Raw genomic sequence first — 12,575 nt, forward strand, 5'->3', positions numbered from 1 at the left:
TGCGTGATACACTGCCCGCCAACAGTTTTCCGGAATATTTCCCATGCTCGCGCCCAAAGACCTCCTCGACGCCCTGAGCGGCCACGCCTCTCGCCTGTTCAGCGGCGACACCCCGCTGCCCCGCAATGAAATCGAAAGCCAGTTCAAGGCCTTGCTGCAAAGCGGTTTCAGCAAGCTCGACCTGGTGAGCCGGGAAGAGTTTGATAGCCAGATGGTGGTGCTCGCCCGCACCCGTGCACGGCTGGAGAGCCTGGAGGCGAAGGTGGCGGAGTTGGAAGCTCGGTTGACCAACACTGCCGAGTAACTGAGGCAACTCGGTCAAAATGTGGGAGCGGGCTTGCTCGCGAATGCAGTCTGTCAGACACGAAGATGCTGACTGATCCAGCGCATTCGCGAGCAAGCCCGCTCCCACATTTGTTTTGCGCTGCACCTCGGATACGTTCTGTAAAACCTCCTCCACGCTGCACTTCCCCACCTCATCTACCCTTGAAAAACCGCAGGAAGCGGCCGCCCATTTCAAGGAACGAGCATGTCCCTCGCCATCGTCCACAGCCGCGCCCAGATCGGCGTCGAAGCCCCTGCCGTCACCGTCGAAGTGCATATGGCCAATGGCTTGCCGTCCCTCACACTGGTGGGTTTGCCCGAAACCGCCGTCAAGGAAAGCAAAGACCGCGTGCGCAGCGCCATCCTCAACTCGGCCCTGCAATACCCTGCGCGCCGCATCACCCTCAACCTCGCGCCCGCCGACCTGCCCAAGGACGGCGGGCGTTTTGACCTGGCGATTGCCCTGGGGATCCTCGCCGCCAGCGTGCAGGTGCCAGCGTTGATGCTCGATGACATTGAATGCCTGGGTGAGTTGGCGTTGTCCGGTGAAGTGCGTGCGGTGAAAGGCGTGCTACCGGCGGCTTTGGCGGCCCGCAAGGCCGGGCGCACCGTGATAGTGCCTCGGGCGAATGCCGAGGAGGCGTGCCTGGCGTCGGGGTTGAAGGTGATTGCGGTAGACCACTTGTTGCAAGTGGTGGCGCACCTCAATGGGCACGTGCCGATTGAGCCCTACAAGTCCGATGGTTTGCTGTACCTGAACAAACCCTACCCAGACTTAAGCGAAGTGCAGGGCCAACTGTCGGCAAAGCGCGCCCTGCTGATCGCCGCAGCGGGTGCGCATAACCTGTTGTTCAGCGGCCCACCGGGCACCGGCAAGACCTTGCTCGCCAGTCGCCTGCCCGGCCTGTTGCCCCCCTTGAGCGAACAAGAAGCTCTTGAGGTGGCGGCGATCCAGTCCGTCGTCAGCCTCGCGCCGCTGAGCCATTGGCCACACCGGCCGTTTCGCCAGCCACACCACTCTGCGTCAGGGCCGGCGCTGGTGGGCGGCGGCTCGAAACCACAGCCTGGGGAAATCACCCTGGCTCACCATGGCGTGCTGTTTCTCGATGAGCTGCCGGAGTTTGATCGCAAGGTGCTGGAGGTTTTGCGCGAACCGCTGGAGTCGGGGCATATCGTGATTTCCCGCGCCCGCGACCGCGTAAGTTTCCCGGCACGCTTTCAACTGGTGGCGGCGATGAACCCCTGCCCTTGCGGCTATATGGGCGAACCCAGCGGGCGCTGTCGTTGTACGCCGGAGCAGATTCAGCGGTATCGCAACAAGCTCTCGGGGCCGCTGCTGGACCGGATTGACTTGCACCTGACCGTGGCGAGGGAAACGACGGCACTGAACCCGATCCAACAGGCGGGCGAGGATACCGCCCATGCCTCAGCGCGGGTCGCCCAGGCTCGCGAGCATCAGCAAAAGCGCCAGGGCTGTGCGAATGCCTTTCTTGATCTGCCGGGGCTGCGCGAGCACTGCAAGCTCACGAAGGTGGATGAAAACTGGCTGGAAACGGCCTGTGAACGACTGACCCTATCGCTGCGCGCGGCCCATCGACTGCTCAAGGTGGCGCGCACCCTGGCGGATCTGGATCAGGTAGAGACCATCACCCGCGACCACCTGAAAGAGGCCCTGCAATACCGCCCGGCGGCGATCACTTAAGCTTGGCGCAGCGCCAAATGTGGAAGGGGGCAAGCCTCCCACATCTTGGAAAACGGTGGCTCAGCGAAAGCGATCCACCTCATGGCGCAGGCTCGCCGCCAACGTCTCCAGTTCCTTGGCAGTAATCGCCAGGTTGGACACCACTTCACGTTGCTCGCTGTTGGCCAGCGCAATGCTCTGCAAGTTGCTGCTGAGCAAGGTCGCGGTGCTGCTCTGCTCTTGGGTGGCGGTGGTGATCGCGGCGAATTGCTGGCCGGCCGAGCGGCTCTGCTCATCAATGCGCGCCAGGGCCGAGGCCACGTCGGCGTTGCGCGACAAGCCTTCCTGCATCAGCGTGTTGCCGTGTTCCATAGTGCTGATGGCGTTACCGGTTTCCCGCTGGATGCTCTGGATCATCCCGGAAATTTCATCGGTGGCTTCGCGGGTGCGCGATGCCAGGTTGCGTACTTCATCAGCCACCACGGCAAACCCACGGCCCTGTTCACCGGCGCGTGCAGCCTCGATGGCCGCGTTGAGCGCCAACAGGTTGGTCTGTTCGGCGATGGACGTGATCACACCGACGATGCCGCCGATTTCCTGGGAGCGCTGGCCCAGGGTATTGATCACTGTGGCCGTGCTGTTCAGCGCGGTCGCGATATGTTCCAGCGACGACGACGCCTCCTGCATCGAATTGCGACCAATGCGGGTTTGCTGGGCATTTTCTTGGGCCAGGCGCTCGGTGTTGCCCATGTTGTCGGCAATGTTCAGCGAGGTGGCACTGAACTCTTCCACCGCGCCGGCCATGCTGGTGATTTCGCCGGACTGCTGCTCCATGCCGTCATAGGCCCCACCGGACAGACCGGACAACGCCTGGGCCCGACTATTGACCTCCTCGGCCGCCTTGCGGATATGGGAAACCATCGTCGACAGCGCTTCACCCATCTGATTGAAGCTGCGCGCCAGTTGGCCGATTTCGTCATGGCTGGATACGTTGAGGCGTGCGCTCAAGTCGCCCGCACCCAAGGCTTCGGCCTGGTGTACCAAGTCACTCAGCGGTTGCAGCTTGCTGCGCAGCAGCCAGACCGTGGCGCCCACCGCCAGCAACATCGCCAGCACGCTGCCGATCACCAGGCGAATCCCCACGGCCCAGGTCACCGCGCGGATTTCAGCTTTCGGCATGCTCGCAACCACGGCCCACGGGCCGCCTTCGAACGGTACCGAAACGCTATAGAAATCTTCGTTCTTGTCGCTCCAGAAGCGACCTTTGCCCGGGGTCTTGGCCAGGTCCAGCATCACCGGCACCGATTGATCCAACGCCTGCACGCCGGCGGGTGCCACTAGCCAGTGCTTTTGCTCATCCAGCAGTGCAAGGGAGCCGGTCTGGCCAATTCGGAAGCGCTTGAGGTTTTCGAATTGGGCATTCTGCGCATCGGTGTAGTCAAAACCGATGAACAGCACGGCGATAACCTTACCGCCGCTGTCACGCACCGGGCTGTACTGGGTCATGTAGGAACGATCGAACAACACCGCCCTGCCGATGTAGGTCTGCCCACCCACAACGCGCTGGTAGGCCGGGCCCTGACGGTCGAGGACGGTGCCGATGGCGCGGTTGCCATCCTGCTTGGTCAGGGACGTGCTGATACGGATGAAGTCGTCGCCACTGCGCACAAATACGGTGGCCACGCCGCCAGACATTTGCTTGAACTCGTCCACCTCATCAAAGTTGTTGTTCAACACCTCGTTGCCCAGGTACAGGCTGGGCGTCTGAACACCGGCCACGCTCACGGGTTGGTCCACATGCACGCTCAACCCGGCACCGAAACGTTTTTCAAACAGCCCGCTCAAACGCTGGGTGCTCTCGCGCAACGTGCTGTGGAAGGTATTGAGTTGGTCGGCAAGCAAGCGCGCCTCGCTGGCCAGGTGCTCCTCGCGGGTATCGAGGTTGGCGGAATCGAGGGAACGCAAGGCGAAAACAGTACTGCCGCTGATGACGACAGCCAAAATCACGGCTAACGCGAGACCTAACTGGGAGGCAATCCGGGCGCGAGGTTGAGACATGACAGCTCCTGGCCGAGGCCAGGATCATCCTGATCTCATAGCGCTGCTCGGCAAATTATCTGGTGGGAAACGTTGGTGCACGATGGTTCCAACACACCTACTTCGGCGGCGTTTTGCAATACTTGAGCGAATCGCAGGGGTATCACGCAAACGGTTGCGTCGCTGAGTCAAAACCCCTCAATTGAGCCGTTCGACGTCGGGTAAAACCATGGCCTGCACCTCGCTCTGGAGGAAATCCGCCAGACGCCGCAAGCGCTCACCCCCTGGACGGGTTTTCGGCCACACCAAATAGTAATTTTCCCCACTCGCTACCGCAGTCGGCCACGGCAAGCTCAAGCGTCCCTGCGCCACATCCTCGGCCACCATCAGCAGGTCGCCCATCGACACGCCATAACCGCGGGCGGCGGCGATCATGCCCAGCTCCAAGGTATCGAACACCTGCCCGCCTTTGAGCGACACCTGGGACGATAGCCCCATGCGCTCCAGCCAATTGCGCCAGTCCCGGCGGTCGGGTGTGGGGTGCAGTAACTCGGCGCCGGCTAGGCGGGTCACGTCCCAAGGACCGTCGTTCAACAGGTTCGGTGCACCCACCGGTATCAACAGCTCGGGGAACAGATAGCTGGCTTCCCAATCCGCTGGAAAATGCCCGTAGCTCAATAACACCGCGCAATCGAACGGCTCCTGGTTGAAGTCCACCTCGTCCACGCTCATCCAGGCGCTGGTCAGTTGCACCTCATTGCCCGGCTGCAGCGCCCGGAAGCGGCTGAGTCGCGCCAGCAGCCAGCGCATGGTCAATGTGGAGGGGGCCTTCATGCGCAGGATGTCATCTTCGGCATTCAAGGTATGGCAGGCGCGCTCCAGCGCCGCGAACCCTTCGCGCACACCGGGCAACAACAGACGCGCCGCTTCAGTGAGCTGCAAGGTGCGGCCATTGCGCTGGAACAGCCGGCAGGCGAAATGCTCTTCAAGCGTGCGGATATGTCGGCTCACCGCACTTTGGGTGATCGACAACTCCTCGGCCGCGCGGGTGAAAGAGCTGTGTCGGGAGGCCGCTTCAAACGCGCGCAAGGCATAAAGAGGAGGAAGACGACGAGACATGAGGAAAGCTCCGACAGCGCAATACTGAAACCCTACCAGAATCAATCAAGCATGAGTTTTAATCATGCAAACGATCGCATTTATCCCTTTGTGCAATGGGCTGAGAGCGCCGAGAATCAGCCCTTCCCCAACCCTCTGACTTTTTGAGCGTGATGATCATGCAGCATCCGGCACGTACCGAACTCTGGGCCATTCTGCGGCTGTCAGGGCCGTTGATTGCCTCGCAGTTGGCGCACATGCTGATGGTGTTGACCGACACCCTGATGATGGCGCGCCTGAGCCCCGAAGCCCTGGCCGGTGGCGGCCTGGGTGCCGCAAGCTATTCGTTCGTCGCGATTTTCTGTATCGGCGTGATTGCCGCCGTGGGCACCTTGGTTGCGATCCGCCACGGCGCGGGCGATATCGAAGGTGCCACCCGCCTGACCCAGGCCGGGCTGTGGCTGGCCTGGCTGATGGCCCTGGCGGCGGCCCTGCTGCTGTGGAACCTCAAGCCGGTGCTGCTGATGTTCGGCCAGACCGAGACCAACGTACATTCGGCCGGGCAATTTCTGACCATGCTGCCGTTTGCCCTGCCCGGCTACCTGAGCTTCATGGCCCTGCGCGGCTTTACCAGCGCCATCGGCAAAGCCACTCCGGTGATGGTGATCAGCCTCGGCGGTACAGTGGTCAACTACCTGCTCAACCACGCACTGATCGAAGGCATGTTCGGCCTGCCCAAGCTCGGCTTGATGGGCATCGGCCTGGTCACGGCGATTGTCGCCAACAGCATGGCGCTGGCGTTGATGTGGTACATCCGCAGCAACCGGGCCTATGCCGCCTACCCGCTGAGTACAGGGCTGCTGCACCTCAACACCCAATATCTGCGCGAGTTGTGGCGCCTGGGCCTGCCGATCGGCGGCACCTATGCGGTGGAGGTCGGGCTGTTTGCCTTTGCAGCCCTGTGCATGGGCACCATGGGCAGCACGCAGTTGGCAGCGCACCAGATCGCCCTGCAAATCGTATCGGTGGCCTTTATGGTGCCGGCGGGGATGTCCTACGCGGTGACCATGCGCATCGGCCAGCATTATGGCGCCGGACAGTTGGTGCACGCACGCATGGCCGGGCGTGTCGGCATAGGCTTTGGCGCGGCGATAATGCTGGGATTCGCGGCGGTGCTGTGGCTGTTTTCCGAGCCGCTCATAGGACTGCTGATCGACCACGACAACCCGGCGTTCCACGACGTGATCGTCCTGGCCGTGAGCCTGCTGGCCGTCGCCGCGTGGTTCGAGCTGTTCGACGGCGTGCAAACCATCGCCATGGGTTGCATTCGCGGGCTCAAGGACGCCAAGACCACGTTCCTGATCGGTGCGGGCTGCTACTGGTTGATTGGCGCACCCTCGGCCTGGCTGATGGCTTTCACGTTGGGCTGGGGGCCAACCGGCGTGTGGTGGGGCCTGGCACTGGGACTGGCCTGCGCCGCGATAAGCCTGACCTGGGCGTTTGAAGCGAAGATGAAGCGGATGATTCGCCGGGAAGGCCCGGCGCCCGAAGCCGACACCGGCTTTCAGGCGGTACAGGCCGACTAGAGACCCTCGCTCACGCGGGTGTGCTTGCCGTCGCCGAAGGTCAGGTATTCCACCAGCTCCGGCAACGGCAGCGGCTTGCTGATCAGGTAACCCTGGGCCTGGTCGCAGCCGAACAGCCGCAATAGCGCCAGTTGCTCGGGGGTTTCCACACCTTCGGCCACCACTTCCAGATTGAGGTTGTGCGCCAGGTTGATCATCGCGTGCACCAGTTTGCGGTTCTCTTCGCGCTCCTCCATGCCGCCGACAAAGCTTTTGTCGATCTTCAACAAGGCAATCGGCAGGCTGTTGAGGTGCACAAACGACGAGAAACCGGTACCGAAGTCATCCAGGGAAAACCGCACACCCAGGCGACCAAGGGCGTCCATGGTCTGCTTGACCAGGTCACTGCGGCGCATCACGGCGGTTTCGGTCAGTTCGAACTCCAACCATTGCGCTTCCACGCCGCGCTCGCTGATCAGCCGGCTCAGTGTAGAAAGCAGCTGGCTGTCCTGGAACTGGCGAAACGACAGGTTGACCGCCATATGCAGCGGCGGCAGGCCGCGTTCGCGCAGGTCTTGCATGTCACGCAGGGCCCGGGAAATCACCCAGTAACCCAACGGTACAATCAGGCCGCTCTGTTCGGCCAGGGGCACGAATTCACTCGGCGGCAACAGGCCGCGCTCGCCGTGGCGCCAGCGCACCAGGGCTTCCAGGCCGACGATATGCCCGTCGTCGAGGTCGAGGCGCGGCTGGTAATGCAGCTCCAGCTCATCACGGCGCAAGGCACGGCGCAGCTCGCTTTCCAGGTCGGCCAGGCTGCGCGCGTTGCGGTTGATGCGTTCGTTGAAGATATGAAAGGTACAGCCCTGGGTGCTCTTGGCTTGCTGCATGGCGATATGGGCGTGCCACATCAGCGGGTCGGCGCCGGCACGGGCGCGGGCATGGGCCACGCCCAGGCTGCAGCCGATCAGCAGGCTTTCGCCATCCACCCAATACGGCTCGGCCATGGCTTCGGTGATGCGCTCGGCCATCCACTCCGCACGCTGGGGCGCGCGGCGCGTATCGATCAGCAGGGCGAATTCGTCGCTGCCCAGGCGCGCCAGTTGATCGCCGGCTTCCAGCTGGCTCTTGAGCCGCGAGACCACTTGCAGGATCAGGCGGTCGCCGGCCTGGTGGCCGAGGGCATCGTTGGCATGGCGGAAATTATCGAGGTCCAGGTGACCGAGGGCCAGGCCGCGACCTTCGTTCTCGGCCAACCGTGCGGCCAGCAGGGTCTGGAAGCCCTGGCGGTTGGCGATGCCGGTGAGCGGGTCCTGCTCGGCCAGGCGTTGCAGGGTGTTTTCCAGCACCCCCCGCTCACGCACATGGCGCAGGCAACGACGCAACGTGTCGGCGTCCAGCGCATTGCGGATCAGCCAGTCACTGACGCCCAGTGGCGGAACCAGCGGCTCCTGCTCCAACAACAACACGCACGGCAAGCTGCAACGGCCAGGGCCGGGTTGCAGGCTGGGCATGGTCAACAGCACTGCGCTGTCGTCGTCATCGAACAGACGACTCACCGAGTCCCAGTTTGGCGCGCTGATCAGCACAGCCCCATCGCCCATCGGCGCCAGGCACTCGCGCAACAACGCTGCCCACTCAGGCGTATCGGCCAGTAGCAGCAAACGCAAGGGTTCGACAGGCGTAGACAAGCTAGCTCCCTAGACTCTGCAAAAATTCGTTGGCGGCGGGCATTATGACGTGCGGCCTGATAATCACCAATGATCGTGGTTATCAAATACGCAGGCTGTAAGCAATTGTCTTAAAAACCCAGACATCCTGCGGCAAAGTAGCAAAACCGGCAAATTTAGATCGAGTGGTACGTCACACCGTCGATCCAGGGCAGCAGAATCTTGCCAGCCTGTTAAAATGCCCGCCCTTTTGAACAACGACTCCCTGAATTCCGTATGTCCCGACTCAATCCCCGGCAGCAAGAAGCCGTGAACTACGTCGGCGGCCCTCTATTGGTGCTCGCCGGCGCAGGCTCCGGCAAGACCAGTGTGATCACCCGCAAGATCGCGCACCTGATCCAGAACTGTGGCATCCGCGCCCAATACATCGTCGCCATGACCTTTACCAACAAGGCCGCGCGGGAAATGAAAGAGCGTGTCGGCACCCTGCTCAAGGGTGGCGAAGGCCGTGGTCTCACGGTATGTACCTTCCACAACCTGGGCCTGAACATCATCCGCAAGGAGCATGTGCGGCTGGGCTACAAGCCGGGCTTCTCGATCTTCGACGAGACCGACGTCAAGGCCCTGATGACCGACATCATGCAGAAGGAATACGCAGGCGACGACGGCGTCGACGAGATCAAGAACATGATCGGCGCCTGGAAAAACGACCTGATCCTGCCGCCCGAAGCCCTGGAAAACGCGCGCAACCCCAAGGAACAGACCGCCGCCATCGTCTACACCCACTACCAGCGCACGCTCAAGGCGTTCAACGCGGTGGACTTCGACGACCTGATCCTGCTGCCGGTGAAGCTGTTCCAGGAACACGCCGACATCCTCGAAAAGTGGCAGAACAAGGTGCGCTACCTGCTGGTGGACGAATACCAGGACACCAACGCCAGCCAATACCTGCTGGTGAAGTTGCTGATCGGTACGCGCAACCAGTTCACCGTGGTGGGCGACGACGACCAGTCGATCTACGCCTGGCGCGGCGCCCGCCCGGAAAACCTGATGCTGCTCAAGGACGACTACCCGTCCCTGAAAGTGGTGATGCTGGAGCAGAACTACCGCTCCACCAGCCGCATCCTGCGTTGCGCCAACGTGCTGATCTCGAACAACCCCCACGAGTTTGAAAAACAACTGTGGAGCGAGATGGGCCACGGCGATGAGATCCGCGTGATCCGCTGCCGCAACGAAGACGCCGAAGCCGAGCGCGTGGCGGTGGAAATCCTCAGCCTGCACCTGCGCACCGACCGCCCCTACAGCGACTTCGCGATCCTTTATCGCGGCAACTACCAAGCCAAGCTGATCGAGCTGAAATTGCAGCACCACCAGGTCCCGTATCGGCTGTCAGGCGGCAACAGCTTTTTCGGACGCCAGGAAGTGAAGGACCTGATGGCCTACTTCCGCCTGATCGTGAACCCGGACGACGACAACGCCTTCCTGCGCGTGATCAACGTGCCGCGCCGCGAGATTGGTTCCACCACCCTGGAAAAGCTCGGCAACTACGCCACCGAACGCAAGATCTCGATGTACGCCGCCACCGATGAAATCGGCCTGGGCGAACACCTGGACACGCGCTTCACCGATCGCCTGTCGCGCTTCAAGCGCTTCATGGACAAGGTACGTGAGCAGTGCGCCGGCGAAGACCCGATCAGCGCCCTGCGCAGCATGGTCATGGACATCGACTATGAAAACTGGCTGCGCACCAACAGTTCCAGCGACAAGGCCGCGGATTACCGCATGGGCAACGTCTGGTTCCTGATCGAAGCGTTGAAGAACACCCTGGAAAAAGACGAAGACGGCGAAATGACTGTCGAGGACGCCATCGGCAAGCTGGTGCTGCGCGACATGCTCGAGCGTCAGCAGGAAGAGGAAGACGGCGCCGAAGGTGTACAGATGATGACCTTGCATGCGTCCAAGGGCCTGGAATTTCCCTACGTGTTCATCATGGGCATGGAAGAGGAAATCCTCCCGCACCGCTCCAGCATCGAAGCCGACACTATTGAGGAAGAACGGCGCCTGGCCTACGTGGGCATTACCCGCGCACGTCAGACACTGGCCTTCACCTTTGCCGCCAAGCGCAAGCAATACGGCGAAATCATCGATTGTGCCCCCAGCCGGTTCCTGGACGAATTGCCGCCGGATGACCTGGCCTGGGAAGGCAATGACGACACCCCGACCGAGGTGAAGGCCGTTCGCGGCAACACCGCCCTGGCGGATATACGCGCGATGTTAAAGCGCTAGAATCGACTACTTTTCAATCTACTTTCGGCGCACAACCCGCCATTAGAGGAAGCTTTCCGTGGAAGCACTGCACAAGAAAATTCGCGAAGAAGGCATCGTGCTTTCCGATCAGGTACTCAAGGTCGACGCCTTTCTGAATCACCAGATCGACCCGGCGCTGATGAAACTGATCGGCGACGAATTCGCCGCGCGGTTCAAGGACTCGGGCGTCACCAAGATCGTCACCATTGAAGCGTCGGGCATCGCACCGGCGATCATGACGGGCCTGAACCTGGGCGTGCCGGTGATTTTCGCCCGCAAGCAGCAGTCCCTGACCCTGACCGAAAACCTGCTGTCGGCGACGGTGTATTCCTTCACCAAGAAAGTCGAAAGCACCGTGGCGATCTCGCCGCGCCACCTGACCAGCAGCGACCGCGTACTGGTGATCGATGACTTCCTGGCCAACGGCAAGGCATCCCAAGCGCTGATTTCGATCATCAAGCAGGCCGGTGCGACCGTTGCCGGCTTGGGGATTGTGATCGAGAAGTCGTTCCAAGGTGGCCGTGCGGAGTTGGATGCGCAGGGTTATCGGGTTGAGTCGCTGGCGCGGGTGAAGTCGCTGGCCGGTGGCGTCGTCACCTTCATCGAATAATCGTTGCCTGCACGCGGTTAAACAGGTGGGAGGGGGCTTGCCCCGGTACAAACCGGGGACATCGTTTACATTTCTAACCGGGGACATGGTTTACAGGCTAATACGCATGATCAGGAGGTAACTGATCATGCCCTGGAACCAAGAGTCCCCCATGAATCAAAGAATCAAGCTGGTAGCTGATTGGCTTTCTGGCAACTTCACCAAAAGCCAGTTGGCACGCCGCTTTGACGTTAGCCGACCTACCGTCGATAAGTGGATTGCCCGGCACGACGGCGATTTGAGGTCTTTATCCGAACTGTCCCGGCGACCTCACAACAGCCCAAATAAAACCGACGACGAGATTTTGGCCCGTGTAGTCGCGATGAAGGAGGCTCACGATAAATGGGGGCCGAAAAAGCTTCTCGAGCTATTACGGCTGGAAGATCCCTCCGTCACCTGGCCCTCTCCAAGTACGGCCGGTCAATGGCTTGACCGACTTGGGCTCGTCAAAAAGCGGCGCTTCAAACGCCGACACAGCATTTCCCACGCACAAATGCGAAAGGCCGACGAACCTAACAAGACGTGGTGTGCTGACTACAAAGGGCAGTTCAAGATGCTTAATGCTCAGATGTGCTTCCCTTTGACCGTCACAGACCATGCGTCGCGGCTGATTTTAGCGTGCAGGGCCCATCCCAAGATCATGACCCAGCCTGTAAAACAGGCCTTTGAGAGGCTTTTTCAGGAGTACGGCATGCCGGAAGTTATCCGTTCGGACAACGGGGTACCGTTCGCCTCTCCTGGCCTGGCAAGAATATCCACACTGGCAGTTTGGTGGATTCGGCTGGGTATTTATCCCGAGCGAACCATGCCGGGAAGACCCGCCCAGAATGGTCGCCATGAACGAATGCACCGTAGCTTGAAACTTGAGTTGCCCTTAGGGAAAAACTTAGTCGAGCAGCAGCTTTTGCTGGAGCATTTCAGGCATGAGTTTAATTACGTACGCCCTCACGAAGCGCTCGGCATGAAACGTCCGGGAGACTTGTATGTGCCGTCCACCCGAATTTATCCAGGATGCTTGCCCGATGTGGAATATCCGGCAGAAATGAAAGTTCGAAGCGTCAGGCAGGACGGATCGATCAAGTGGAACGGCAAGTTGGTATTTATCAGCGAGGCGCTGTCCGGGGAAAGGATAGGGCTCAAAGAAGCTGAAGATGAAGCTTGGGATTTGTACCTGTGTGATTATCCCTTGGGGAGGCTTGGACGAGGTATGACCCGCGTCCAGGCCTCAAATGTGTAAACGATGT

The 12,575-nt window shown here is 61.0% G+C and carries 9 protein-coding genes; 6 read left to right on the forward strand and 3 right to left on the reverse strand.

The window, feature by feature from the left end:
• Positions 1-43 precede the first annotated feature (43 nt).
• Both BLW22_RS28970 and BLW22_RS28975 read left to right on the forward strand, forming a co-directional pair.
• Positions 44-304 (forward strand): accessory factor UbiK family protein, encoded by a 261-nt coding sequence (locus tag BLW22_RS28970; RefSeq protein ID WP_065926689.1) that lies wholly within the window; start codon positions 44-46, stop codon positions 302-304.
• Between the two features lie 225 nt (positions 305-529).
• On the forward strand, positions 530-2,026 hold the full coding sequence (locus BLW22_RS28975; RefSeq protein WP_074847967.1) for a YifB family Mg chelatase-like AAA ATPase: 1,497 nt from the start codon (positions 530-532) through the stop codon (positions 2,024-2,026).
• A 60-nt stretch (positions 2,027-2,086) separates the two neighbouring features.
• Here BLW22_RS28975 and BLW22_RS28980 read toward each other — a convergent pair whose 3' ends face one another.
• Both BLW22_RS28980 and BLW22_RS28985 read right to left on the reverse strand, forming a co-directional pair.
• Positions 2,087-4,063 carry a methyl-accepting chemotaxis protein gene (locus tag BLW22_RS28980; protein ID WP_065926691.1) on the reverse strand — a complete coding sequence of 659 codons (1,977 nt, stop codon included), beginning with the start codon at positions 4,061-4,063 and terminating at the stop codon, positions 2,087-2,089.
• A 177-nt stretch (positions 4,064-4,240) separates the two neighbouring features.
• Complete coding sequence (locus BLW22_RS28985) at positions 4,241-5,161, reverse strand: LysR substrate-binding domain-containing protein (RefSeq protein WP_065926692.1); 921 nt, start codon at positions 5,159-5,161, stop codon at positions 4,241-4,243.
• Between the two features lie 152 nt (positions 5,162-5,313).
• Here BLW22_RS28985 and BLW22_RS28990 point away from each other — a divergent pair, with 152 nt between their 5' ends.
• The gene (locus BLW22_RS28990) at positions 5,314-6,726 is read left to right on the forward strand and encodes a NorM family multidrug efflux MATE transporter (protein ID WP_065926693.1); all 1,413 of its coding nucleotides are present in this window, start codon (positions 5,314-5,316) and stop codon (positions 6,724-6,726) included.
• Here the strand turns inward: BLW22_RS28990 and BLW22_RS28995 are convergent.
• The gene (locus tag BLW22_RS28995) at positions 6,723-8,396 is read right to left on the reverse strand and encodes a putative bifunctional diguanylate cyclase/phosphodiesterase (protein ID WP_065926694.1); all 1,674 of its coding nucleotides are present in this window, start codon (positions 8,394-8,396) and stop codon (positions 6,723-6,725) included. The two genes, BLW22_RS28990 and BLW22_RS28995, sit on opposite strands and share 4 nt — an antisense overlap.
• Before the next feature lie 255 nt (positions 8,397-8,651).
• Between BLW22_RS28995 and rep the strand changes: the two genes are divergently transcribed.
• The 3 genes from rep (at position 8,652) to BLW22_RS29010 (ending at position 12,568) form a co-directional block, all read left to right on the forward strand.
• A complete protein-coding gene (gene rep / locus BLW22_RS29000) occupies positions 8,652-10,661 on the forward strand; it encodes a DNA helicase Rep (protein WP_027608306.1) in 2,010 nt (669 codons plus the stop codon).
• Between the two features lie 58 nt (positions 10,662-10,719).
• The gene (locus BLW22_RS29005; protein ID WP_074847969.1) at positions 10,720-11,292 is read left to right on the forward strand and encodes a xanthine phosphoribosyltransferase; all 573 of its coding nucleotides are present in this window, start codon (positions 10,720-10,722) and stop codon (positions 11,290-11,292) included.
• A 127-nt stretch (positions 11,293-11,419) separates the two neighbouring features.
• Positions 11,420-12,568, forward strand: coding sequence for an integrase core domain-containing protein (locus BLW22_RS29010; protein ID WP_065924691.1), 1,149 nt, complete (start codon positions 11,420-11,422; stop codon positions 12,566-12,568).
• Positions 12,569-12,575 lie beyond the last annotated feature (7 nt).

Origin of the sequence: Pseudomonas marginalis (assembly GCF_900105325.1) — a bacterium.
In the GTDB taxonomy this organism is placed as follows: domain Bacteria; phylum Pseudomonadota; class Gammaproteobacteria; order Pseudomonadales; family Pseudomonadaceae; genus Aquipseudomonas; species Aquipseudomonas marginalis.